29 protein-coding genes and 1 pseudogene are annotated in these 25,763 nt (G+C 38.9%); 26 read left to right on the forward strand and 4 right to left on the reverse strand.

The window, feature by feature from the left end; all coding sequences use genetic code 11:
* Positions 1 to 133: 133 nt before the first annotated feature.
* From NIE88_RS12695 to NIE88_RS12810, 25 genes and pseudogenes are all read left to right on the forward strand, one after another.
* Positions 134 to 532: a hypothetical protein gene (locus NIE88_RS12695; RefSeq protein WP_253062591.1), complete on the forward strand. Its 399-nt coding sequence runs from the start codon at positions 134 to 136 to the stop codon at positions 530 to 532.
* 92 nt (positions 533 to 624) lie between these two features.
* Positions 625 to 1,782: a hypothetical protein gene (locus NIE88_RS12700; protein ID WP_253062593.1), complete on the forward strand. Its 1,158-nt coding sequence runs from the start codon at positions 625 to 627 to the stop codon at positions 1,780 to 1,782.
* Positions 1,783 to 1,859: 77 nt separating this feature from the next.
* Complete coding sequence (locus NIE88_RS12705) at positions 1,860 to 4,676, forward strand: hypothetical protein (RefSeq protein ID WP_444965494.1); 2,817 nt, start codon at positions 1,860 to 1,862, stop codon at positions 4,674 to 4,676.
* A 12-nt stretch (positions 4,677 to 4,688) separates the two neighbouring features.
* Positions 4,689 to 5,444: a phage tail domain-containing protein gene (locus NIE88_RS12710; RefSeq protein WP_253062597.1), complete on the forward strand. Its 756-nt coding sequence runs from the start codon at positions 4,689 to 4,691 to the stop codon at positions 5,442 to 5,444.
* A gap of 37 nt (positions 5,445 to 5,481) precedes the next feature.
* The gene (locus NIE88_RS12715; protein WP_253062598.1) at positions 5,482 to 5,838 is read left to right on the forward strand and encodes an HNH endonuclease; all 357 of its coding nucleotides are present in this window, start codon (positions 5,482 to 5,484) and stop codon (positions 5,836 to 5,838) included.
* Between the two features lie 168 nt (positions 5,839 to 6,006).
* Complete coding sequence (locus tag NIE88_RS12720; RefSeq protein ID WP_253062599.1) at positions 6,007 to 6,519, forward strand: phage terminase small subunit P27 family; 513 nt, start codon at positions 6,007 to 6,009, stop codon at positions 6,517 to 6,519.
* Positions 6,512 to 8,290: a terminase large subunit gene (locus tag NIE88_RS12725; RefSeq protein WP_253062600.1), complete on the forward strand. Its 1,779-nt coding sequence runs from the start codon at positions 6,512 to 6,514 to the stop codon at positions 8,288 to 8,290. The genes NIE88_RS12720 and NIE88_RS12725 overlap by 8 nt, the downstream gene beginning before the upstream one ends.
* Positions 8,291 to 8,305: 15 nt before the next feature.
* Complete coding sequence (locus NIE88_RS12730) at positions 8,306 to 8,527, forward strand: hypothetical protein (protein WP_253062601.1); 222 nt, start codon at positions 8,306 to 8,308, stop codon at positions 8,525 to 8,527.
* 12 nt (positions 8,528 to 8,539) lie between these two features.
* Complete coding sequence (locus tag NIE88_RS12735) at positions 8,540 to 9,649, forward strand: phage portal protein (protein ID WP_253062602.1); 1,110 nt, start codon at positions 8,540 to 8,542, stop codon at positions 9,647 to 9,649.
* A 2-nt stretch (positions 9,650 to 9,651) separates the two neighbouring features.
* Positions 9,652 to 10,263 (forward strand): HK97 family phage prohead protease, encoded by a 612-nt coding sequence (locus NIE88_RS12740; RefSeq protein WP_253062603.1) that lies wholly within the window; start codon positions 9,652 to 9,654, stop codon positions 10,261 to 10,263.
* Between the two features lie 28 nt (positions 10,264 to 10,291).
* Complete coding sequence (locus NIE88_RS12745; protein ID WP_253062604.1) at positions 10,292 to 11,470, forward strand: phage major capsid protein; 1,179 nt, start codon at positions 10,292 to 10,294, stop codon at positions 11,468 to 11,470.
* 120 nt (positions 11,471 to 11,590) lie between these two features.
* Positions 11,591 to 12,193, forward strand: a complete 603-nt coding sequence (locus tag NIE88_RS12750; protein WP_253062605.1) for a fibronectin type III domain-containing protein — start codon at positions 11,591 to 11,593, stop codon at positions 12,191 to 12,193.
* 6 nt (positions 12,194 to 12,199) lie between these two features.
* The gene (locus NIE88_RS12755; RefSeq protein ID WP_253062607.1) at positions 12,200 to 12,511 is read left to right on the forward strand and encodes a head-tail connector protein; all 312 of its coding nucleotides are present in this window, start codon (positions 12,200 to 12,202) and stop codon (positions 12,509 to 12,511) included.
* Positions 12,498 to 12,836, forward strand: a complete 339-nt coding sequence (locus NIE88_RS12760; protein WP_253062609.1) for a phage head closure protein — start codon at positions 12,498 to 12,500, stop codon at positions 12,834 to 12,836. The genes NIE88_RS12755 and NIE88_RS12760 overlap by 14 nt, the downstream gene beginning before the upstream one ends.
* Complete coding sequence (locus tag NIE88_RS12765) at positions 12,833 to 13,213, forward strand: HK97-gp10 family putative phage morphogenesis protein (RefSeq protein WP_253062611.1); 381 nt, start codon at positions 12,833 to 12,835, stop codon at positions 13,211 to 13,213. Before NIE88_RS12760 ends, NIE88_RS12765 begins: the two co-directional genes overlap by 4 nt.
* On the forward strand, positions 13,206 to 13,589 hold the full coding sequence (locus NIE88_RS12770) for a DUF806 family protein (protein ID WP_253062613.1): 384 nt from the start codon (positions 13,206 to 13,208) through the stop codon (positions 13,587 to 13,589). Before NIE88_RS12765 ends, NIE88_RS12770 begins: the two co-directional genes overlap by 8 nt.
* 21 nt (positions 13,590 to 13,610) lie before the next feature.
* Positions 13,611 to 14,528, forward strand: a complete 918-nt coding sequence (locus tag NIE88_RS12775; protein WP_253062615.1) for a major tail protein — start codon at positions 13,611 to 13,613, stop codon at positions 14,526 to 14,528.
* Between the two features lie 152 nt (positions 14,529 to 14,680).
* On the forward strand, positions 14,681 to 15,025 hold the full coding sequence (locus NIE88_RS12780) for a phage tail tube assembly chaperone (protein ID WP_253062617.1): 345 nt from the start codon (positions 14,681 to 14,683) through the stop codon (positions 15,023 to 15,025).
* Positions 15,026 to 15,075: 50 nt separating this feature from the next.
* Entirely contained in the window at positions 15,076 to 15,201 is a 126-nt protein-coding gene (locus NIE88_RS22445; protein ID WP_290446464.1) for a hypothetical protein, read from the forward strand.
* 31 nt (positions 15,202 to 15,232) lie between these two features.
* Positions 15,233 to 19,222 carry a tape measure protein gene (locus NIE88_RS12785; RefSeq protein ID WP_253062619.1) on the forward strand — a complete coding sequence of 1,330 codons (3,990 nt, stop codon included), beginning with the start codon at positions 15,233 to 15,235 and terminating at the stop codon, positions 19,220 to 19,222.
* A gap of 118 nt (positions 19,223 to 19,340) precedes the next feature.
* Positions 19,341 to 19,721 carry an NUMOD4 domain-containing protein gene (locus NIE88_RS12790; RefSeq protein ID WP_253062620.1) on the forward strand — a complete coding sequence of 127 codons (381 nt, stop codon included), beginning with the start codon at positions 19,341 to 19,343 and terminating at the stop codon, positions 19,719 to 19,721.
* 124 nt (positions 19,722 to 19,845) lie between these two features.
* On the forward strand, positions 19,846 to 20,103 hold the full coding sequence (locus NIE88_RS12795) for a hypothetical protein (RefSeq protein ID WP_253062621.1): 258 nt from the start codon (positions 19,846 to 19,848) through the stop codon (positions 20,101 to 20,103).
* A gap of 266 nt (positions 20,104 to 20,369) precedes the next feature.
* Positions 20,370 to 20,480: pseudogene (locus tag NIE88_RS12800) on the forward strand (sporulation transcription factor Spo0A); the annotation flags it as partial.
* Positions 20,481 to 20,882: 402 nt separating this feature from the next.
* On the forward strand, positions 20,883 to 21,752 hold the full coding sequence (locus tag NIE88_RS12805) for a GRP family sugar transporter (RefSeq protein ID WP_253062622.1): 870 nt from the start codon (positions 20,883 to 20,885) through the stop codon (positions 21,750 to 21,752).
* 206 nt (positions 21,753 to 21,958) lie between these two features.
* The gene (locus tag NIE88_RS12810) at positions 21,959 to 22,228 is read left to right on the forward strand and encodes a phosphocarrier protein HPr (RefSeq protein WP_253062623.1); all 270 of its coding nucleotides are present in this window, start codon (positions 21,959 to 21,961) and stop codon (positions 22,226 to 22,228) included.
* Between the two features lie 58 nt (positions 22,229 to 22,286).
* Here NIE88_RS12810 and yidC read toward each other — a convergent pair whose 3' ends face one another.
* From yidC to NIE88_RS12830, 4 genes are all read right to left on the reverse strand, one after another.
* Complete coding sequence (gene yidC, locus NIE88_RS12815) at positions 22,287 to 22,982, reverse strand: membrane protein insertase YidC (RefSeq protein WP_253062624.1); 696 nt, start codon at positions 22,980 to 22,982, stop codon at positions 22,287 to 22,289.
* A 40-nt stretch (positions 22,983 to 23,022) separates the two neighbouring features.
* Entirely contained in the window at positions 23,023 to 23,322 is a 300-nt protein-coding gene (locus NIE88_RS12820) for a hypothetical protein (RefSeq protein WP_253062625.1), read from the reverse strand.
* A gap of 127 nt (positions 23,323 to 23,449) precedes the next feature.
* Complete coding sequence (locus tag NIE88_RS12825; protein WP_253062626.1) at positions 23,450 to 24,130, reverse strand: LrgB family protein; 681 nt, start codon at positions 24,128 to 24,130, stop codon at positions 23,450 to 23,452.
* Positions 24,127 to 24,510: a CidA/LrgA family protein gene (locus NIE88_RS12830; protein WP_253062628.1), complete on the reverse strand. Its 384-nt coding sequence runs from the start codon at positions 24,508 to 24,510 to the stop codon at positions 24,127 to 24,129. Before NIE88_RS12830 ends, NIE88_RS12825 begins: the two co-directional genes overlap by 4 nt.
* 132 nt (positions 24,511 to 24,642) lie before the next feature.
* On the opposite strand from NIE88_RS12830, the gene NIE88_RS12835 reads away from it, so the two are divergent.
* Positions 24,643 to 25,545 (forward strand): LysR family transcriptional regulator, encoded by a 903-nt coding sequence (locus NIE88_RS12835; protein ID WP_253062630.1) that lies wholly within the window; start codon positions 24,643 to 24,645, stop codon positions 25,543 to 25,545.
* Positions 25,546 to 25,763: the final 218 nt, after the last annotated feature.

Genomic DNA, 25,763 nt, shown 5'->3' on the forward strand with positions numbered 1-25,763 from the left:
TTATATGTCATTAAACACACAATTTCCTATGAAATAAGTGAAGGCGGCCATGTCATCGGCCACCTTCAATAAGCAGGAAAAATCTCCTATTTTGTAGAATATTGAGGTATTCTGAAATGGGAGATGGAAAGTTATGGGATTTGATTTTAGTACAAGAAATCTAAATTCTCAACAAAAACATATTATTGCTGGACGAAAGAAAAATGAAGAATTGATAAAAGAGGATCATGAAAGGATTGAACAAATTAAAGTGAAGGAAAAAGAAAAGAAAATATACACATTTGAAAAGAGTAAAGAACTAGAACAATATGTTATACAAACTGCCTCAGATCGTGGTATCGGAGTAAACCTTACAGGTCAATTAAATAGTGAGATAAGCGACCATCTTGATTTTCGGTGGATTAATAATGAAAAACTGTCTACGATGCAGAGAATAGAACATTATTTTTCTATACCATTTGATCTGTCAGAAACTAAAGTTGATGAATTATTAGCTGAGGAATTTGGAAAAATTAAGAATTTAAAAAAATAAAATTATGATTAAGATGAGCATCCTCTAATCTGAGGGTGTTTTTATTATGCACAAATTTAATTCAATAAAATAATTCAAAAGGAGCTTCCTAAATGGTATATAGACCTATTCAACAGTATCGTGGAAACGAATCCGATCTACCTGAACTATTACCAGGTGAATTAGCTGTAACGACAGATTCTAAAAAACTGTTCTTCGGCGCATCAGGCAACAATGAGGTAGCAAAAGCTGAAGATATTAAAGGTTTTGGTGATCAGATTACGGATTTAACGAAGAACATGGATGAATGTAAGACAAGCATTGGTAATCAGATTAATAGTATCAATGGTGAAATTACAACGATTAATAATAAGATTGATGGTATGGGCAATGGCGGCAGTGGTGGAAGTGCTAACTACCAAGACGATCACTTCAAAGCCGAAAATTCGAGCGGTTCCATTTCAGGCAATCCTCCCCGTTTATCGGTAAGTAGTAGTGCGGGTAATTCAATTATGCTTGATGCGAACGGAGGCGAAGATGGCACTAAAGAGGGCAGCATTACCATATATGATAAGGCCAATGACAATTTCGGCCTTACGACCGCCAGCGACTGTTTTCAGCTTGCTATACATGGCAGTGGTAAGCGCGCGAGTGAACGGTTTGAACTGACCAATCCGCAAACGGGCGTGATCCTCGGCATCGACAATAAGGGCGCGTACGGCTTTACGACCGGCGAATCCGGAAATTGCTATATCAGTTCTGGCAGCGTGCTCATGCGCTCTGTATCGGCATCGAAATATAAGGACGCAATTAAATATGATGTTGATCTGGATTACGCCAAAAAGTTATTGTCCGTAAACCCTGCCTCATGGCATGACAAGGCAGAAGACGAAGCCTTAAAATATGCAGCAGAAAACAAGGGAGAGTTACCTTCTTCTTACAAAGATGTGTGGCCGCGTAAATATGTTGGTGTAATTGCCGAGGACGTGGAGAAGGCAGGGCTTACCGAACTGATCAATTATGGGGCTCCGGACAAAGACGGTAAGCGACCGGTCGAGGGTCTTATGTATGATCGGATCGGCGCGCTCATGATCCCTATGATTAAGGATTTGTATGAAAAAATTGAAACACTGCAGACTGATAATGAAGATTTATCGAAAAAATTAGCAGAGCAAGATGAGAAAATTAAAGCTTTGCAGGACAATAAAGTAGCGCCTACTGTTACCAGTGATTCGGTTACGGATAACTCTGTAGATTTGACATGGAAATAATCAAATAAAAAAGGACGGAGGTGTAACCAATCTCAACAACCATTATCCCATACATTAACACTTCAAAATCTCCGGCAATTCCTCAGCTATTTCTCTGCAAGCCAAATAAATCCACCATTGGCAAACTCAAGTATGCCGATAATGTCACATTGTCACTCAAAACAGGCACAACCATGTCAGAGTTGAATTTTACCGTTCCGAAGAAGATATTCCGTGGAGAAAAGCAAATCCGTTATCCCTATTTTGACAAATTGAAATTGAAATTTTTGATTCGTGTACAAGCTGAATGGGGAACTGATTATTATGTGATTGATGCACCTGCTTATCAGAATGAAAATGATCAATGGTCGATTCATGCCTATGCTTTGCCATTTCAACTTCAAGGGAAAAAAGTATATGGATTTACGACGACAAAGACAGTTAGCGTAACCACAACTACAACAAAGACAACAGTATCAACTGATAATAGTAGTGATGATAGTGATATTAGTGACACTGCCACTGATACTGACACGAGTGATGCAGACACCACTGAAGACGTGGATACACCAGTTAACATTATGACGGCTTTGAATACGATTCTGGCAAATTGTTATTCGTGGCGCATCGGTCACATTGATGACAGTTTGTTAAGCAAGACAGGCTCATTCAGCATTGACGATACAACCGTATTAGATGCAATTAATACTATTGCAACCACGTTTAATGCGATGGTTACATGGAATACGGTCAATAACCAAGTCAATTTTTATGATGCGGAATCATGGCAGGGACGAAATCGGGGCTTTGTGATTTCTGATAAGCGATATTTGACTTCTTTAAGCGAAAATCTTTCTTTGGATGGCATGGTCACGAGATTGCATCTGAAGGGTTCAGATAGCGTTGATGCTAAAACGGCGAATCCCACGGGTCAGGATTATATTGAGGATTATTCATATTTCATTGGTGACTATGCCACAGATGAAAATGGAAAAGTCCTCAAACATTCTGACTGGATGAGCGATGGTTTATGTCAGGCATTGCTCGATTATAAGAAGAAAATCGAAGATAACACGGAAACATTCGATGAATACTCGGCTGATTTAATTACGCAGGAAAGCAAAATGACCACATTGCAGACGGATATGACCACACTCAAATCTAGTTTGGCAGAAATTCAGGATAAAATCAATGATGCTATCAAGGACAAAAATTATTTTTATCTGAGCAAGAGTTATGACGGCAAAGGGTGGAGTTATCGAGCACCATTAGATGATTCTAATAAGTATATTGTCATGGCAAAAGCGGATAGTCCAATTAATGCAGTGGTGAATAAGAGTGCATATACAATAGAAGAAAATTGGAAAGTCATTGAGAAAATCAGCGATCAAAAAGCGTTATATTTCACTCTTTCAAGTGGCCAGGTTTTCAATAACATCAATTTGATTGTCATTTCAATTGAAGATGATGAATTCACTGCAAATGACAATGAAGCGGCACTATTGGCCGAATACAACATTTATTTAAAGCAAGATGAAATGAAAGCTAAACAAGCTGAGATTGAAACGGTTGATGATCAGAGTATGAAAGATCAAAATCAGATTACTTCCATTAATAGTGTCTTGAGCATTGAGAATAATTTTTCTCAGGATCAAATGGAAGAATTGGATCAGTTTGTCATTGATGACACATATAGCGATTCCAATGCGACTGATGCATTCACATTGATGAGTAATGGTAAAATCCACTTGGCAACGATGCAGATGCCGTCTGATTCGTTTAGCTTGAGTCTGGTTAATTTTCTCGAAATTGTTGAATGTCAAAGAGATTGGGACAAATTGTATCTGAATGATGTCGTGACCATTAAATACGATGATAACTTAAAGATACAAGCAAATGTGAATGAGTTGGATTTTGACTTTGGTGGTGGAACGATTAATGTCGTCATCTCGAATATGAAACACGTGACAGATGAGACAAATAAATTTGCTGATCTGATTGCGAAAACGAAACAGGCAGCCGATGAGTTGAATCGGAAGCAGTCAGAAATAAATAGTATTAATCTGACGAAAAAACGGTTAGATAGCTTTTTGAGTGGACAGATTTCATTAAATAGTCACAGTTTGATCGGTGGCATCAACAATTCTGAAACGATTGATCAGCTAGGTTATAAATCAGCTTTTGATGATCAGAATTATTTAAGATTATATAAGGGCTGTATAGTCAGCACTAATGATGGCGGAAAAACATGGAATGCAGTGTTTACCCCCAATGGCTTATCCGCTGAATCCATCACAGGTAATCTGATGCTTGATGATAAAACCAAAATATCTTCTTCCACTGGCTCTATTCAACTCACCAACCAATCCTCACAAATTGATGGTTCCTCTCTCTCGGTTATCAATGGTGGACTATCTCCTTCAAGTATTGATGCTACATTAGTCAATAATGCTACGCTTGGTGCTCAGGCAAAGGATCAGATTGATAATCTTGAAGTAGGTGGCGTAAATCTCATTTCAAGAAGTAATGCTATTGGCAGTATCACATCGCTCACGTCCAGTGTTGGACATTCTGATTATGGATTGAAGCTGGAATATAGCGAACCGAATGGCTTTACTGTACCCATGAAATATAGTGGTTGGGTTACGGTTAGTTTTGTGGCTTGTGCCAATATGGACAATACAACTCTATATATGAGTTTGAACACGAAAGATCAATCGGATTTATCGGCTGATCATAGTGTCGATGTGGATACGAAGTCGCGGATCTATACATGGGTTGTGAATTATAATGATGCCAATCTATTAACCAAAGAGAATCTATTAAAATTCTGGCATGTTGATCATGGTGCGGAAATTTTAGTGCAGGATATACAACTGGAAGATGGGAAGATTAGAACGGGATATAGGGAGTAAGGTGGTGACTAAATGTTTAACAAATATTTAAATCTGGTGTTTGACGGGAAGGAAAGTAGAAAATCAGGATTCATGTGCGTGCAATTGAATGAGGGATTGATGAGCGATACATTCATTGCCAATAAGACGATTAATGAAACCAGCGCAGAGAAAAGAGATGTTCCATACTTTCGGTCAGTTTCATCAAGTCCGCTTGAGTTTGATCTCAATCTATTGTGGATCAATAAGATTACGGAAAAAGGCGAACAGTTACTCAGACAGTGGCTGAACAAGAAAACCTATTCAGAATTCTATTTTAAAGAATATCCAATCAGGCGTTACTTTGGAATTATGACAACAGCATCACAGAATTATTCTGGCGCAAACGAAGGATACACAAGTATACACATTCGCTGCAATTCTCCTTACGCCTACTCTCCTGCTTTCCATGACTATATTAATGTTCCTGATGAGGGTAGAAATTATGAGTTGTGGAACCGTGGAGATCAATTGATGTTTCCGTTTATTGAGTTCACGAAGATTGGTGATGGCTCATTGGCTATTGTGAATAAGACGAATGGCAATGATACATTAGCGATTGACAATCTCAAAGATGGTGAAGTGGTTACGATTGACAATGATAATGAGATGATTGAAAGCAATCGGGATAATGTCTATCATGCCAATGACTTTAATGATGTGTGGCTAAAGTGTCCATTGGGTCGTAATCGTTTGTTTATTAACGGCAAAGGAAAAATGAAAATGTATTGGCGATATGTCTATGATTAAAATGAAACATGTGTGCAAGTGGAGCGGATGCAATGAGTTGATTGATATAGATGAAAAGTATTGTGACAAGCACAGAGACAAAGCGATGAAGATGATTGAAGAAGAAAAAAACAAACGCAATCAAGACTACAATGAGCGTGTGCGTTGGACAGAGCATGACGGTAAGTATGCTGCTTTTTATCAATCAAGTGCTTGGAAGAAAACAAGGGCATATGTCATAGCAAGAGCGAATGGATTGTGTGAAGAGTGTTTGGCAAAGGGATACATAAAAGCAGGTCGAGTCGTTGACCATGTGATTCCATTAAAAGAAAGATGGGATTTGAGATTGGACGTGGACAATTTAAAATATCTTTGTCAAGATTGCCACAATAAAAAACATAAATTGAATCGTTAATTTTATAATAGGGACATTTTATGTCCCAATAAAAAATAATTCCCCTATAAATATTGATAGGGGGGCTATGCTTAAATTAATCGGGACATCGAGCGTCCAGTTTCGGCGCGCGATTTTTAGCGTTTCCAAAACAATTTTTACCAATTTTAGAATCAAGGAAGTGATAAAATGGCTAGTGGAAGCCGACCAGGTGAAGGTAATCGTGGTGGTGGACGCAAGTTAAAACCACTGTCTATAAAGAATTATACGCCACCTGCTGAGCGAAAACAACGGGAGCAAGCTGAGGAGTCCATGAAAAAATTGGCTGATATAGAAATTGATCCACCTGATTATCTCGATGACATCGCAAAGCAAGTATGGTTAAGGATTCTTCCTGAAGTCAAGAAACTTCCTCTTAAATTTCTCGATCAATCCACGTTTGAACAATTTTGTACATTCTATTCGATTTATATTCAATCTTCGAATGACATTAAATTAAATGGTATCAAATCCTCAGATGGCAATCGTAAAAATGCATCTTATCAGATCATGTCTGATGCTGCCAAAAATATGCGGCAATGCGGTTCTGAGTTGGGCTTTAACTTCTCCTCACGTATGGCAATGTTAATTTCCAAAAATGATGAAAACAAAGATGATGATAATCCATTTGCAGATGGGACACTTGGTGAAATAAATGTCTGAATATCAAGATGCAGCTTATCAATATTGCAGGAAAGTATTAAACGGTGAAATAATTAGCTGCCATAAAATCAAGCAAATGGCAAATCGGCATCTCAATGACTTGGAAAGACAAGGTGATGAAGATTTTTCCTATTTTTGGGATGCTGATATTGCTAAAAAGGCCGATATATTTATCCAATCTGTCCCTGATCCAGATGTAGGGCAGCCGATTCCTCTGGCTCTCTATCAGCGCGCTTTATTCCAAATGATCTTAGCGTGGAGAAAGAATGACGGGAGAAAACGATGGTCAAAGGGAGTATTCAGCGTTTCTCGACATAATGGAAAAACTCAATTCGCTTCAAATTTAGCAACGTATGAATTTTTATTTGGGACACCCAAACACAATAGACAAATTATATGTGCAGGTCAATCCAATGAAACAGCTAATCACATTCTATCTTATTGTAAAGATGCGTTACCATACATATTAAAGAAAATGAAGAATGAAAAATTGAGTAAGATGATTAGCATCAACGAGCATGAAATAAAGATAAATGGTGCCAATACTTTTGTGAAAAAACTATCAAGTGAAAGTAAATCTCTTTTTGGTTATCATCCGACTTTTGTTGCTTGTGACGAGTATCATACGATGAAAGACCGAACATTTGTACAAAAGCTTTCATCTGGTATGTTGTTCAACGATGCATTATTTCTCATTATATCAACATGCGGTGCTGACTTGAAATCGCCAATGTACCAAGATTATGAACATTTATGGACTCCGATTCTTGACGGGAAAATAAAACAAGATGATTATTTTGTCGCCATATATGAGCAGGATGCTGATGACGAAGCTTATCAGCCTGAGACGTGGGAAAAGAGTAACCCTCTATTTGCTATTAAATCAGTCAGAGAGGATTCTATTGATAAATTTATTTCGGAACGTGATGTTAACGTACAGCAAAATAATCTCGCGAAATTTATCAATCAAAATATGAACCGGTGGAAATCACTTTCAGATAAAAGCCTTATCAACAATATTGAGGATTGGAAAGAATCTACAAATACAAATTTTGACATTCGTGCACAGCCTTGTTACATTGGGATCGATATGAGCATGACTGGGAATGACAATTCAACTGTTGCTTTTGTGTTTCCATATCAAGATTCAGAGGGTAATAAAAAATGGCACCTAAAGCAACATAGTTTTATTGGTATGCTTCCAGGGATTGGAATTGAGGGAAAAGAGAAAAAGGACGGTATATCTTACCGGCGATTAGAGCGGAAAGGTGAAGTATCTATTACAAAATTAGCAAGCGGATATATTGATCCAGATGCAGTGTTTCAATATATTTGTAATTTTGTTGATGACAATAATCTGAATGTGATCGGTGTATTTTATGATCCATATGGCATGAATTCAATAATTTCGAAAATGGAAAACGATTTGTCACATCAATGGAATTTAGTTGAAGTTAAGCAAAATTTTCAAACTTTAAAAGACCCAACAAATCAGTTTGTGATGTTGTTTGATAATCATCAAATTACACATGATGATGATGAAATGTTAGCAGGTGCTTTCAATAATGCAGTCATTGTAGAAAATCAACACGGATTAAAGATTGATAAATACAAGAATAAGGCAGGATTCCGTATTGATCCGGCTGATGCTGTGATCGATACTTTTGTCAAAGCCGGATTTTATTTTGACGAAGATCATGATGATCTAATTTACAATATGACAAACGATGAACTTAATGACTTCTTTAAATCTAACAAATTCAGCTTTTAAAAGAGGCAGGTGAAAATGATGGTTAAAAATTTATCTAAGATGTTTCATTCGCTCTTTAATTTCATTAAGCAGAATATCCACACACTTTTGTTGTTGGCGGGTGTGTTATTCGTTGACGTAGCAGCATTCTTCGTCTGCCTCACTGTTGGATTAGTTGTTACGGGGATCAGCTTGATCAGTTTGGCTTTGTTAATTTCACATGAAAATGACAAAGCAGATCAAGAGGCGAGGAGGTGAGACAAATAAAACATGTTCTTTAAAAAATTAAATGAAACACGTTCACGCAGTTTAGGTAGTGGTAACAATGATTTTGGCCTTGCGTTTATTAATGAAAAAGTGACTATCGGCAGCACAAGTATTTCACCTTATCGAGCCATGAAAAATAGTGACATTTTCGCAGCAGTCAATTTGTTGTCCAGTCACATCGCAGCCTGTCCCTTTAAAATTTTAAACGGAAATGAACCCGTTTTAGAATATTTGCTAAATGATCGTCCCAACAATTTGACAAACGGATTTACTTTTTGGCAGTCAGTCATGACACATTTATTGCTGCATGGTAATGCTTATTGCATCATTTATCGTGATCAAATAGGCACTCCTATAAAACTTGAATTTGTCAGCGGAAATCAGGTTAATGTTCTTTTATCCGATGATTCACAAAACCTCTTTTATCAATTCAACTTTAATGACAATAGAAAACCCACACTTTTAAATTCTTCGGATGTTCTACACATTCGATTGATTTCAACAGATGGTGGTATCCTCGGAAAATCTCCACTTATTTCATTAATTCCCGAACTTGATCTCCAAGAACGAGTAAACAAATTGACTTTAAATTCCTTAGATAAGGCCATCAGTCCGGCCGGTATTCTCAAAATTGATAAAGGGATTCTTGACCACCAAGCAAAAGAAAATATTCGTTCTGAATTTGAAAAATCAAATACGGGAGCAAATGCCGGCAGGGTTATGGTATTGGATCAGATCATGACCTATCAGGGACAAGAGATCAATGCAGACATACTTAAAACATTGATTACTCAAGTGAATTGGTCGAGACAGCAGATTGCTAAAGTGTTCGGTATACCTGCCGACATGTTGGGTGCTGAATCCTCTCATTCTAATATTGATCAGATTCGTGGACTTTATGCGACATCTATAAACCGTTACACTTATCCACTAACTTCTGAGATTACTAATAAATTGCTTACTGATCCAAATGAGACAACTCGATTAGACATTGCCGAAGTCATCGATCCCGATAATTCAAGTGCCGTTAAGAATCTTGACATTCTTACGAAAGATGGCATCTTTGATACTGCAACAGCAAAATCAATTTTGTATGCCAAGGGTGGAATTTAATTTTGAAAGGTGGTGATAGAAGAATGCGTGAAATTCGCACGGTAAATTTTGAAATGCGTGCTTTGACAAACCAAGAGAGCAATCAAAAAGTTATCTCTGGTTATGCGCTTGAGTTTAATACATTATCTGATGATCTTGGTGGCTTTAGAGAAACATTGTCTCAAACTTGTTTGCAGAGTACGGATTTATCAGATGTACGATGCTTATTCAATCATGATCCGAATATGATTCTTGGTCGCACTGGTAAAAATCTTGAATTGACAATTGATCAAAAAGGTTTGTATTTTTCTTGCACATTGCCAGATAGGGACTATGCAAACAATGTTTACCAAAATATTCAGGACGGGTTGATCAATCAATGCTCTTTTGGTTTCGTTGTTGCTGACGGTGGGGAAGCATGGTCAGAGGACGGCAATGGAGACTATATCCGAACCATCACGAATATTGCTGAAATTTTCGATGTGTCGCCTGTCACCGTCCCAGCTTACAGGCAAACCAGTGTAGAAGCTGCTCAAAGATCATTAAATATATTTAAGCAGAAGCAATCTGAAACACGTAACAATGCGATTAAACTAGCAAAAATTAAATTGAAATTAGCCGAATTAGACATCTGATTATAATACATAAAAGGTGGTTATTTAATTGACAATTGAAGAATTAAAATCTCAAATTAGTAAAAAAGTTGAATCTCGCAATAAATTGATTACCGAAACAAAAGCGATGGCAAATGCGGAAGATGCAGACATGACGGAAATTAATAAGCGCATGTCAGATATTGATTCTGAAAAAGTTGAAATCGACAAGTTGAAAAAGCAGCTTGAAACACGCAGTAAGATTGAAGCATTGAAAGAGGAACAAAATAAAACGGATAAAAAAGAAGGGGAAATGCGTAACATGAAAATTGTAAGTGACAATGGAAAAGATCAGGCAATCGCTGAAAAGCGTTCTGCATTGAACAATTTTGTTCATTCTAAAGGTCAAGTTAGAGATGGGCTTGTAAGTGATGATGTCGGTGTAACGATCCCGGAAGAATTGATTTATCAGCCGGAAAATGAAATTAAAACAACGTATAATTTGAAACAATATGTTAACGTTGTTCCGGTTAATTCCGCAAAAGGATCTTACCCTGTTCGCAAAAAGGCAACCGCACGATTCAACACGGTGGCTGAGCTTGAAGCCAATCCAGCACTTGCTAAACCGGAATTTAACAATGTGGATTATGCAGTTCAAACTTATCGCGGTAGCTTGAGTTTAAGCCAAGAATCCATAGATGACTCACAGATTGATGTGACTGGTTTAGTTAATAATGAAATTACGGAACAAAAATTAAATACAACCAACAGTAAAATTGCAGAAGTATTGAAATCGTTCACAGCAAAAGAAGTAAGCGGTGTTGATGACATCAAACATGTAATCAATGTTGACCTTGATCCGGCTTATAGCAAATCCATTGTCTGCTCTCAGTCCTTCTATCAAATTCTTGACACATTAACGGATAAAAACGGACAGTATCTACTCCATCAGGATATTTCTAGCAACTCTCCGACCACTTTTCTCGGCTTAAATGTCGTTGTTGTTGCTGACGATTTGTTAGGCGCAAAAGCTGGCGATCAAGTGGCATTCATCGGTGACTTAAAGCGTGGTGTACTCTTTGCAGATCGTGCAGATGTATCGATCAATTGGGCAGAAGATCAGATTTATGGAAAATATCTCATGGGCGCTATTCGCTTCGATGTTAAGAAAGCTGATGCTAACGCGGGATTCTATGTCAACTTTCCGGGCAACGAACAAACGACCACTTCCACAACTGTAAACCCCTAACACCCCGCTCGCTGGAATCGTCAAATCCAACGAGTAACTCTGTTGATTTGACTTGGGAATAATTCGGATTTCAGTGGAGTGGGCTTTCATAGAATTATATTAAATAAGGAGGAAATAATTTTGGCAATTACATATACTGTTTATGGTAAGAAAACAAGTGATTCCGGCAATGCTGCTAAGATTGCAGAAGGGATCATTGAAAAGAAGTATACAGTTAAAAACCTTGATGCTGGTACGGAATATCAGTTTCAGGTAGCGACTGTTGATGAAGATGGAAAAGAATATTTGAGCGATATAATTAAGGTGAAAACATTGGCCGCAAGCACCACGACCACTAGCACTACAGTAGCACCGACCACTACAGTAGCACCGTCTACAACCACTTCTACCACAAAAGCACCGGCTATCCCTGACGCACCTACCATTTCTGCTGTTGCCAAAGATGGTCTTGCTGAATACACGATCACCCCGCCGGCTAATGACGGAGGTTCGGCAATCACCGGCTACAATGTCTACGTTAAGGAAGCAAGCGCGAATTGGCCTGATAAGCCTTATGCCACACTTACTGATTTGACTGGTAGTGTTACGGGATTAACTAATGGTACGGAATATACAATCGCGATTGAAGCCGCTAATGCAGCGGGGCATAGTGATAAACAAGCTGCTCTTGCTCATGTAACACCTGTAGCTGTTACGACTACATCGACTACGGCCAAGGGATAATCGCTTATGGCTGTAACTGTAAATCAGATGAAACATGCCCTTAGATTAGACACGGATGAGGACAATGATTATTTGGCGGTGTTGATCGAAGCGGCACAGGAACGAATCATACATAGCGTTGATACATCAAAGTCACTAGCAGATTATCAGCAATATAAAATCTTTGATATTGCTGTGATGATGGTCGTGGCTGAGTGGTATTTTAATCGCACAAATTTAATGGACAGCAAAAATGTTGAAATTCCCAATGGTGATACTTCCATTATTGTGTCATTGATAGGAATCATGGTTGGCGGTGATGATGATGCCACTGATTAACGATCCTTCACGACTAAACCATACGATTCAATTCGGAACGGTAATAAGTATTGACAATGATAACCATGTTCCCATTTCTACATTTTCCCCTCAATTTTCCTGCTATTGTGCTATTTTCAAGCGCACCATTGATCAGACATTTTCCACACTGCAAACGGAGCAACAAGATAATGTTACGGTCATCATTTATCACAATGAAAAAGTCAACACTTCACTGAGCGCTATTCTGAATAAGATTAAATATAGAGTGATTGACGTGGAACCTGATGAAACATCGGCAATTATTCGCTATGACACCGTTATTTTGAGGAAGGTGAGCAAATGAGTAATGTAGAGATCACTGGTTTAGATGACATTGTAAACAACTTAGATCAACTCATTATATCCGAAGTTGCTAAGCAAAATGCGATTAATGCAGCAGCTAATGTCTATGCTGAAGCATTGGAGCAAGTAAAGTTTAAGCATGACGGCGAAAAGGGAACACATCTGAAGGATCACGTCACCTTCAAGAAGGATCAGTACGATGATCATAGCACAGATGTTGGCTACGACAAAAAAGGTTTTTACTATCGCTTTGTCAATAATGGGACGAAATATCAACCGGGACAGCATTTCATGGAGCATGTTTTTGATCAGCAGCAGGAAGCGATGAAGCAAGCTATGTTTGACGAACTGAAAAAGGACGTTGATCATCATGCTTAATGTTTCTGCTGTGGTTGATCTACTTAAGAATGATCCTCAATTAGCTGTCTTTATTCCCTCTGATCATATCAAAGGTTATAAAATCCCTGATGAATTCAGAGAAATTACCCCGGTTGTCCTTGTGACAGATATTCGCTCTGAATTTATGGCGTATGGCAGTGATCATGCAGGTGGCCGTTATCGCACCGTACAGATTCAGATATGGTTTGATCCTGCTGATCCGAATATTGAAACAGTGGAGTTATTGATTAATTCCATTATGGAGAACAGCAGATGGATGTATACATTCGATAGCGGTGTTGAAATTGATCAAGACACACTAAAGGATTTAGTATTGACCATGCAATTTTCTAAAAATGATTATAAATTAAATTAACTGAAAAGGACTGATACATACATGTTAGTTGGATTTTCTAAAGCCCGCATTGGCATCATGACAGATGGTGAAGAAACTTTTACCGCAGATAATATTTTTGAGTTAAATGCAAGAAATGGTGGCCGCACACAAACGGCACAGATTCAAAACTTAAGCGCTTCCAGCACAACGGTTTATGGATCAAACACACCGCGTACGATTCGAGGAAAAGGAGCAGGCAACACGACGCTTACTTTGACAACGGAACTCATCCCCGCCGATCGCCTAGCGCAGATGACGGGATTAAAGAAAGAAAATGGTATTTATTCCGTTGATTCCGATACGGTGGCTCCGTATTGTGCGGTTGAGTTGATTGCAAACGATGAAAATGATAAACCCGTGCGAATTGCTTTATTAAAGGGCGTATTCACATACCCCGAACAACAATTGAACACGAACGATAACAGCGGTCAGAAAGAAAATTATCCGCAAATCACGTTTACGGCCAGTGCGCGAATGATGGATAATCGAGTATACGCGAAAGCGTTTGAAGCTGATGAAGATTTTAATATTAACGCATGGAACATGGTAGTATTCCCGATGGCTGATTTGACGGCTTCGGCTGCACCGAGTGTTGATGTGACCGTCAAAAAGGGGATTTTTACCTACACGATTACGCCTCCTGAAAACGATGGTGGCGCAGAGATCGAATATTTTACTGTCTATTATGGTAATCATGATGACAATAATAATACACAGTACACAGCAATCAAAACATTCACACCCAAAAATGTGTTTGCATGGTTTAAAAATAATGATGATGTGGATGTCTACGTGACAGCAACCAACAATGTCGGGGAATCTGATGCGAGCGAGATTGTGACGTTGTCTCCCGATGTCAATGTCACCACGACAACTACTGTACCTGTATCTACAATAACCACGACATTAAACCCCTGATTGCCCAGGATCTAACGGCAGGTAATATTACTTCTGATTCGGTAAATTTAACTTGGAAGTAACTAGATTTTGGGCCAAAAATAAATTCTAAGGCACAGGTCAATTGGCTTGTGCCTTTTTCTTTTACAAAACTAATAAAAGGATGATTATAAATGGCAAGAATTACAATTAATGAAAATGAATTTGAAATTAAAGAGAGCGTTATTAACTATAAGAAGACACTTAAAATGCAAAAGGTTTTGCTTGAGTCGGAAAAGGAGAAAGATCCAGTTAAGTATATCGATGCACAGATTAAGCTGACTGATGAAGCAGAAAAATACATTTTAGACGTGATTAACAGTAAAAAGATCACAAGTAAATACTTGGAAGAAAATTTCAGCGTTGAAGAATTGGGAAATTTGGCTGGGGAGATCACCAATAAAATTCTTCATATCGAAACAGATACAAACGATGATGAAGCAAAAAACGTGAAAGCCGATCAGGAGAAGGGGAAGTAGTTTCTCCTGATTCGGCGTTAAGAGACATCAATAAGCTGATTCGGCAACTCATGGATGATCGGAATTGGACGCTCAATCAGGCGCTGGAAGCAGACTATTGGGAGTTAATGGAATTATATTCTGCCGAATACGCTGATGATTATATGAGTGTGGCAGATTTCGCAAAAATTATTTAATCGCCAAAAATAGAGAAGGTGATCAATCAATATGGCAATTGGTAGCACGAAAGCGTTAGGCAATTTTGTTGTCCATGTCGGATTACAGGACACGGGTTTAACGCAATCGTTAAATTCAATTAAAAATGGAGTGAGGGCATCTTCGAGTGAAATGAAAGCTCAGATGTCTATTTTTAATTCTCTGGGTGACAATTTAGGTAAAGCTAAAGCCCATTACGAAGGTCTAACCAAGACCATTGAAACCCAACAAAAAGTGGTTGAAAAACAGCGCAGCGAATTTCAATCTATGGGGCAGAGGACGAAAGAGAATGCAGAGCAATATGATAAATTAGCCGCTCAGATTAATAATAATGTGAAGAAATTAGCAGCGATGACGGCTGAACAAGAGAAAGCACGGAAGATGTACGATTACGAGAAATCGGGCATTCGTGAGAATAAAGAAGAATTGTCCTTGCTTCAACGTGAAATGCAATCCACAGTTAATCTATATAAAGCCGAAGGTAACGAAGAAAAAGCATCGGCCGCACAAGCAGAAGGATTACGCAAACAGCTTAGTCAATTAACCTCTATTCGCGAAAAAGAGCGTGACATTTTAGAGAAAGTCAAGAATGAATCGGGTGAGAGTTCGCGTGAATATCGTGAGCAAGCGATTCGCGTCAATGAACTTTCTGCAAAAATTAATCGTGCTGAAAGCAATTTACATGGGTTAGGCGAAGCATCAGTCAAGTCAGAAGGTCGCCTTTCCCGATTAACTTCATCCGCCCACAAACTTTCTGATGCATTCAAGGGTTCTTTCCTCGGTTCAATGGCTGGAAATTTAATGTCCTCAGCAATGATGACTGCAACTAATGGGATACATAGCATTATTGATGCAGGCAAGGAAGAAAATGCAACGCTGGAATCCATATCATTAACTTGGAAAAACATGGGCATGAATACTCAGCAAGTCAGTGGCATGACGGAAGCCATTGAGAAAATGCATGAGCAATCCCATTATTCGTTGACGGGAATTAATGCATTATCCAAAGCTGCATTTGCTTTAACGAAGAACAAAGAAGGTATGACTCAGCTTGCTACATCCATACAGGAAGTAGGGCGCGCTAAAGGGCTTGATGAAGGGAAAATGCAACAAGTCACCAAACGTTTGATGCAAGTTGGCATCACGGGCAAAGTTACATACTCTGATGTTGCTAAGATGACACGAACGTTGCCCGGATTTTCCACTGCAATGGCACAGACAATGGGCGTCAGTGCTGATAAGCTTGTTGAAATGGGCAAGAAGGGTAAGCTGACACAGAAAGATTTTGTCGATACGATCAATGCCATGGGTAAGGCAAACGCAGGCTCATTTTCAAATTATGAGCATACAACGGCAGGATTCAGTGCTGTCATGCATGATACCTGGGATAAGTTATCTGCTCATCTCATGAAACCGATCTTTGACAGTAAAAAATCAGGGCTTGGCGATCTTGCTAAGTTTGTACAGTCGAAAGAAATTGAAAAAGCTGCTGAGGATTTAGGTAAAGTTTTAAGTCAAGTCATGAGTGCAGCAACACGGCAATTGGCTAATTTTGCGAAATATGCAGAAGCACATAAAACAGAACTGAAAGCAGATTTTAATGCAGTCAAAGAAGCTGTATCGACAACATGGGTAGCAGTTAAACCGGTGATTACATGGCTGGTTGATAATCCGAAGGTATTTGCTGGTGTAACGGTCGGTTTATTGGGCATGAAAACAGGCCTAATTCCGGTGCGGACACTGTTTAAAGATTTAGGTGGTGTGGTCAATGGAACCACCAATGCTTTTAAGTATATGGCAAAAGAAGGAACAACAGGCAATAAAGCCATTACTGGACTTGGTAAGGGTATTAAGAGTATCGGTAAGGGAATCGGCTCAGGCGCAGTAAAGGGGATCAAGGGCATTGGCACAGCAGCGAAAGCGTCTGCTAAATGGATTGGCTCAATGACTACTGCTGCCTTGTCGTTCGGCAAAACGGCGGTTATATGGGCAGCACAGAAGATTAAAATTCTAGCTGTTGCAGCAGCAGAAAAGGTAGCAGCGGCAGCTACAAAAGTGTGGTCAGCGATTCAGGCAGGTTTTAACTTTGTCATGAACCTTAACCCAATCGGATTGATTGTCACAGCCATCGGCCTCTTGGTTGTTGGTCTGGTCGAGACATACAAGCATAGCAAAACTTTCCGCAAGTTTGTTAATTCTATGGGCAAGTCTCTCGGAAAAACCTTTAAATCAATTGGTAAATGGTTTTCCGGTGTCGGCAAGAGTGCTAAGAGCATGGCATCGAACACGGGCAAATGGTTTTCTAATATGTGGAAATCCACAACGAAAACGGCGGGGCGTATGGCTTCGGGTGTCCGTGGAGCGTTTAATAACATGCGTAAATGGTCACAGAATGCGACAAATAGTATGGTTAAGCAAGTTTCTGACAAGCATAGCTGGCTCAATAAGCATACCAATGGCGCAGCAGCGACTATGTTTAGCGGACTAAAGAAAACCTACAGCAAAGGTCATGCCACGCTTGAAAGCGGCACAAAAGTGTTTTCGGATATTATACACGGCAAGTGGAGCAATCTCGGCGGCGACATCAAACACTTTGCCAGCAATGCCATGAACTTTGTCAAATCGTTCTGGCGCACGGCCTATAATTCTCTTAACAAATTGACCGGTGGTTGGATTGGAAAGACAGTTGGATGGTTTAAAGGGCTACCTGGTAAATTAGGCAGCGCATTGAAAAATGGTTGGCATGCGGTAGAAAGTGGAGCACGATATTTAGCCAATGGTATGATCTCAGGCATTGGTAAAGGTGTTAATGGTGTCATCGGTGGGATTGACTGGATTCTGAAGAAGGTCAATGCTCCTCAGATTTCACACTGGGAAGTTCCTCAATTCGCCGCTGCTGGACTTGCTCAAGGCCTAGCCATCGTTGGTGAAAAAGGGAAGCATGAGTTAATCAAACATGAGGATGGACAAATTGAAGTCAGTCCGAATAAGGCCACACTGTATAATTTCAAGCGTCCAGTGTCAATCCTCGGTGGCGATAAAACCGAACAATTGATGAAGATGAATATCATTCCCCAATTCGCTTCGGGTAACTGGTTTGGATCAGCCGTTGATTTTATTAAAGGTGGGTTCAGTGCAATTGCCAACACCGCTTCAGGTTTCTGGAATGCGGTGACTCATCCGGCTCAATTGTTGAATACAGCCGTTAATAAGTTTACCGATCTATCTGGTTTAAAGGGTACTATTGCAGATATGGCTAAAGGCACAGTGACTTACGCAACCAAGGAATCATTAAATTGGTTTAAGAAACAATTGTTTACAAGCAATAACCCGTCAGGTGGGAATATTGATCGCTGGAAGCCGTATGTATCCCGTGCCTTATCAATGACTGGATTACCCACATCATCGGCTTATGTCAATGCCTGGATGAAACAGATTCAATCGGAATCAGGTGGTAATCCTAACGCTGTACAGCATGGCTATACCGACATCAACACGTTGACTGGCGATCTTGCCAAAGGATTGTTGCAGACGATTTCAGCAACGTTTAATGCCTACAAGATGCCCGGTCATGGTGACATATTTAACGGTCTGGATAACATGCTGGCCGCCATGAGGTACGCAAAATCCAGGTACGGGAAAAGTGGCATGCTCGATGTGATTGGTCATGGTCACGGCTATGCAAATGGCGGCTTAGTTACCACGGAACAGATCGCCCGAATCGCAGAAGGCAATAAAGCGGAAATGGTTGTACCGCTTACAAACACAACGAAAAGTATTCAGATGTTGCGTATGGCGAATGATTATCTGGCGGCAAAGCTAGGCATTCAACAATCCAAAGCGAATGATCAGGTACAAGCTGTATCGACCAATCTAACCATTGAAAATGTCAATATTAATATTGATGGAAACACGGATACAACCAATGCTAAAGATATTGCTAATCAAGTGATCAAAAAAATTAATGATGCATTGAAGGGAAAAGGATTGAAGTTAGCGTGATTTTCTGTTTTGATCGATCAAATTAGAAAAAATACAAGGGGCATCACCTGTTTATGCGGGTGGTGCTCTTTTTTGCTTTTTATGAACGTGTAAATATGAAAATAAGGTAGTGAAATTATTGATTGAAATATGGAGAAACATTAAAGATTATGAAGGACTGTACCAGGTATCAAATTGTGGAAGAGTTAAAAGATTAAGCAATAATAGACAAATGAAAGAAAAAATATTACGATCTGTAAAACATGGCCGTGGATATTTAAAAATTGGATTACATAAAAATGGATCTCAAAAGGATTATTTTATTCATCGCTTAGTAGCGCAAGCATTTATCATTAATCCAATTAATCTTCCCGAAGTAAATCATCGTGACGAAAACAAACATAATAATAATATCAGTAACCTTGAATGGTGTTCATCAAAATATAATGCAAATTACGGAACGAGAAATGAGAGATGTCACTTATATAAGGACAAAAATATTATTTTAGCAAGTTATTGAAATCTAAGAGGTTATTCTATGAGTAAAAAAACTCGGATAGCCTCTTTTTTATTGTAAACAAAGCAGGAAATTTGTCCTATTTTGTGGAATAAATTGATATTCTGAAAAATGGGAGATGATCACATTGGATACTAAAGAGGAGATATATTATTACACATTTTACTTTGTTGATAATTCAAAACTTGATTTTGCTAAAAATGAATATGAGGGATATGATCCATTACTTACACTCAGTGAGGATAAAAAAGGCTGGCTTGAATTAAATGGGACATATATTAGATTAGAAAATATAAAATATGTCCAAGTTGAAACAGCCATACAGAGAGAGGAACGATTAAACAAGAAGAAAGAGAACATAAACAAGTTTTTGAAATCATATTAATTGTAATTGAAGCACCCACGAGGTGCTTTTTTCTATTTATGACATCAATTTACCAATTCAAATTTTAATGATCTTAGGAATGCAGCATGGAGAAATGAAATAAATAAAAAATTTATCAGGAAATCATTTGACTCCTTTATCATCTAGAATTATACTGTTAATGTAAGTTAAGCAACTAACTAAGATAACTCAAACCAATAAATGTTTATATAATTCAAAAATTGAATAAAAATTTGTGCTTGAAAAATCCCATTGTACCGGCATTCTACACCATCTCCATGTCAAAGGCGAAACCGACGAACAGCGAATTCATCGCCATGGTCGCCGACAAGCTGCGGATCGAAAATCGTGCCGAGGAATCGATGCGGATTTTGTGAACGAAAAGGATTTCTCTAAGCAATGCTAAAGAAATATAAAGCACCTCATTTGTCAATGGTATTCGTTGACAAATGAGGTGCTTTCTTTTAATTTTAAATCAAGATGTTCTATGCGGCATAATTTATTTTGAATAGCTGACGATCTTAGTTCTTTCTCATACATGTTTGTTTTTATTAAAATCAGTATGGTGCTTTATTTGGATACAATTCGTTGATTTGTATAGCTGATCAAAAAATCTCAGATTTGTTTATGGAGAAAATGGGGCAGGAAATTAATTTCTATGTTATAGTTTATTTTGTCAAAAAATGCTAACCGTGATATACATAGAAGGCAGCTGTTGAAAACATAAATGATCAATAGGGAATCGATTTGCTTCCATTCATTGTGAGGCTTTGGAAGGTGTGGAAGGTTTGACAGGTTTGATGATTTCGCTTATTCCAGCACTTCTTTGGGGAACACTTCCACTTGTCAGTGCAAAAGTGGGCGGAACACCTCATCATCAGGTGTTTGGAATGACGATTGGCGCATTATTTTTTTCGATGGCGCTCTTTTTCTTTATACCGCCACAGCTCAATGCAGCAGTCATTTCGGTAAGTTTGCTGTCTGGACTTTTTTGGGCTGTCGGACAATTTTATCAGTTTGCTGCCATGAAAATTCTCGGAGTTTCGAAAACGATGCCGCTTTCTACCGGTATGCAGCTCGCGGGAGTCGCATTATGCGGAATTTTTATTTTTCGTGAATGGGATACCGCTTTTCGAATGATAATAGGATTGTCTGCGTTAGCCCTAATTGTCATTGGTGTTCTGCTTACATCAAGAGAGCGGCGTTCCAAAGAAAAAAACACCCATCCAGTGTTTAAAGGGCTTGTCCTTCTGGCTGTTTCCACCTTTGGGTATATTTCTTATCTAGTGATCCTCCGTTTGTTTCGCATTGACGGCTGGTCGGCGATACTCCCACAATCAATTGGTATGATTATTGGAGCAGTCATTCTGTCTGGCAAAAAAGTAAAAATGCTTCATAATCGGCACACCGCATTTAACATTATTTCAGGATTGATGTGGGCCGGTGGCAATCTTGCCCTTCTCATAGCTACAAAGCTTGAAGGAGTTGCCATCAGCTTTTCAATGTCGCAAATTGGAACCGTGCTCTCTACATTAGGCGGTATCTTCATTCTGGGTGAAAAAAAGACTAAGAACCAGATGGTATTTCTGCTTATAGGATGTACCATGATCATTTTCGGTGGTGTGCTTTTAGGGAAGACAAAGAATTAAATCATGACAACAGTTAAATTGATTTCATTTTTTTAGCCGTTAGGTCATGACATGAGCGGAAATGAATGATAAAATGTAACTAAGCTTTTTGAAGAATGCTGTCATCTGAAGAGATGAAAACGGTTCTTTAAAGATATTGCAGGTCAATATATTGTTGAATCCTGTTCAATTCAAATATTAAGCAAATGAATGGAGCGAGTAGAAAAATGGAAAAAACGTATGTAGTCACTGATGAAACGGGTATTCACGCACGCCCGGCAACCGTGCTTGTAAGTGAAGCAAGCAAATTTGAATCAAACATCAATATTGAATATAATGGCAAGAAGGCCAACCTGAAGAGTATCATGGGTGTTATGGCTCTTGGCATTATGCAAGGCGCAGAATTCAAAATTGTTACTGAAGGCTCGGACGCTGATGAAGCATCTGCTGCAATCGGCAATGTTATTTCGGCTCAGGGCATTGGCAAAGAAAAATAATGCTCAGCAGATAAAAAAAGAAGCGGACTTGAGGAAAATCCTCAGATCCGCTTCTTTTTTATGCTTTTGAAATTTCAGGTTCTTGTTTCTTCATTCTTTGGAGCAACATATGTGAGAAATACGTTTGTCCGATTAAAAAGAGTCCACCGACAACCCAATAAAGTGGCAATGCGGCTGAGGTTGACAGAGATGCAAATACAATCATAATCGGAGACATTAATCCAATCCATTGAAACGACTTTTGCTGTTCTGTGTCCCCAACGGTTGGTATCAGTTTTTGACTGATCTTAAATTGCAAGAAATAGACAACTCCGGCAATAATCGTGAGTACGAAATCTGTGTGCCCCAAACTGAACCAGAGAAAATGGTGAGTTGCAATCTCATGCGAACTTCTGATGGCATAATAAAACCCCATTAAGATCGGCATTTGTACGATGATCGGTAGACATCCGATTGCTGAAAATGGATTAACATCATGCTTTTTATAAAGTCCCATCATTTCCATTTGAACCTTTTGCTTTTCAGCAGGGTCTTTGGTTTCAGACAATCTTTTTTGAATAGCGGTTAATTCTGGTTTTAACTTGTCCATTTTTTTCTTAACTTCAAATTGCCGCACGTATTGTCGGACCATCAAGGGGGCAAGCAGGAAACGGATTAAGAGTGTTAAAACAATAATGGCTGCCCCATAACTATTCCCCAAAAAAGAGGCGGTTCCTTGAATCATCAGTGTAAAAGGTTCGATGAATGTATTCATGTATTCAGTTCCTCCCGGCTGTTATTAAAAATTAACTCGTTTAAAATGCCGGGAGAAAACAATGGTTTTTCGAATCTGATTGTTTGGAATCTCTGCGTCTGACCGTCCGTATAAGATAGAACATAATATGACTGATTTTCGCATTCCCGGAGTTGAATGCCAGTGCTAATAGCATACAGGTACCAGAAGGCACGCCATCCTGCATGTATTTATTGAACTGAGTTCGTTCGGTGCGGATTGAGTGCTGAATGATGTGAAATGACAGTTCCAATGCGATCAGAAGCGCAGGAAGTGCCGGATCGTTTAATAAATAAGCACAAAGATCAAGCGTAGCGGTCACCTGCCTCTCTAAAGATACTATAAAACATCATACCACGAATGGCGAACGTGTAGCACTTATAAATAAGCATAAAATCCCCTCCGGCACTTTGACGGAGAGGATTAGTCATGTTAAAAATAAGGATTGCTTATAGAAGAATCAGCGGTGTAAGGATCGGCGCGAATACAAGTGTGAATATTGCTGCGAGCACCATAGCGAGACTTGCCGCCGCCCCTTCCTCGCTGCCGAATTCCAGCGCTTTTGAGGTGCCGGCTCCATGCGCGCCCATACCTAAGAGCAATCCCTTTGCCAATTTTTCTTTGATATGCAAATATCGGATGATCATTGGACCGAGAATCAATCCTGTAATTCCGGTGACGATGACAAAGATTGCTGTCATCGTCGGCATGCCGCCAATGTCAACGGATACTGCCATGGCGATTGGTGTGGTTATCGAACGCGGCAGCAGACTAAGCAAATAGTTGTCATTTAATTTTACGATATGGCTGAATACACCTGAACTCAGAATTGCAATAGTGACTCCTGCGCTCATGCTGACTACTATAATTTTTGCATATTTTTTCATGACCTTGCGAAATTTATAGAGCGGTATTGCAAAACCGACTACAGCTGGTTGAAGCATATTGCTTAACCAGCGTCCACCGCTGTCATAATCCGAATAATTTATATGAAATCCAACCAGCATTGATGAAAGAATGCATGGGGCGATTAACAGAGGTGAAAGAAATGCAAATTTAATTTTTTTATACAATTGCTTTGAAAGAAGGTAAACAAGAACCGTGAGCAGGATGCAAATAAACGCAATCATTTTCCAATCTCTCCTTTTTTATTTGCCAGCCTGCGAATGGAAAATTGGGCGACAAGACCTGTGACAATCATGACTGTAATTGTGCTTAATAAAATCACGATCAGAAATTGCGAACCGTGCTGAATAATTTCATCTTTGTACTGAATAATTGCTACTGCGGATGGAATAAAGAAAAGGAGCATTTCAGACATTAAAAAACCAGCACCGAGTTCTACCGCAGACAATTTCAGAACTTTGAAATGAAGGAGGGCGAGAACGATAAAAAGCCCGATGATGCTGCCGGATATCGGCAAATGTAGCCACTTGACCAGAATGTTGCCGAGTAAAGCAAATAAATAAAGATAGCAAACCTGGAGGGCAACGCGAAAAAATTTTAGCAAATTTCAAACACTTCCTTATTTTTGAGAAAAGCAAATGTGACCTATGTCACAGTGTATTATACAAAAGTTAATTTTACAGGTACAATAGATTTCGGGAATACATGTATTCCTATCACCTATAACTTGGAGGCGGTGACCACGGATATTAAACATCTTCACTATTTCTTAGAAGTAGCGGTCAGAAAAAGTTTCACGAAAGCAGCGCATCATCTTTATGTAACACAGCCGACGATTAGTAAAATGGTGAGAGATATAGAGGATGAACTTGGCATGGTACTGCTTGATCGTACTGGAAAAGAGATTGAATTGACAGATGCGGGCAAGATTGTTTTTGAACAGGCACAGCAAATTGTTCAGTCGTTTGCTCATTTGTCTGACGAATTAAGTGATTTAACCCATGCTAAAAGAGGAAAGCTGACAGTCGGACTTCCTCCGATGATTGGAATTCATTTTTTTCCTTCAATTCTTAGTCGGTTTCGCAAGGATTTTCCTGGAATCAGTCTTCATATTGCAGAGTACGGCGCTAAAAGAGTTGCTGATTGTATAACTGAAGGGTTGCTGGAAGTCGGGGTTACTGTTGGAAAAATCAATGAAGAGTATTTTAATTCATTTGTTTTCTTTGATGACTGCTTGCGTCTTGTTGTGAACACATCAAGTCCGCTTGCCAATAGGAATCAAGTAGCCTTAGCAGATCTTTATAATGAACATTTTATTTTATTTCCGGAAGATTTTGCTTTACGTGGCATGATTATTAATTGTTGTAATAAAGCAGGCTATCAACCGAACATTGTATTCGAAAGTTCACAGTGGGAGTTTATTGTGAAAATGGTTTCCGAAGGATTTGGCATTGCGTTTCTGCCAGAACGCATTATCCAAAAAATGGAAAAGAAAACAGAGTCCATTGTTACACTTCCAATAGTTGAAACTGAGCTTAATTGGCGACTGTCAATGATATGGAAGAAAAACCACTATTTATCCTATGCGGCGAGAACATGGGTTTCTGAAACGCGAGCTGCTTTAAACGGTGTTAATTAAAGAAAAATTGATTTCAAAAAAATGCTGAAATTAATTGTTGACAGCATGACTTGTCAATGATATATTATAAAAGTTGTCGCTATTGATATCATATTTTTATATTGACAATTGATGGGACAGGCAGTATAATGAAATATGAGTCATCGAAATCAATGTTTGACAAAGAACAGTTATTGTGTTAAACTGCGCAACTTGTTTATTGATCAAAGATGATTTGA

The sequence above is a fragment of the Sporolactobacillus shoreicorticis genome (assembly GCF_024125445.1).
Classification (GTDB): Bacteria; Bacillota; Bacilli; order Bacillales; family Sporolactobacillaceae; genus Sporolactobacillus; species Sporolactobacillus shoreicorticis.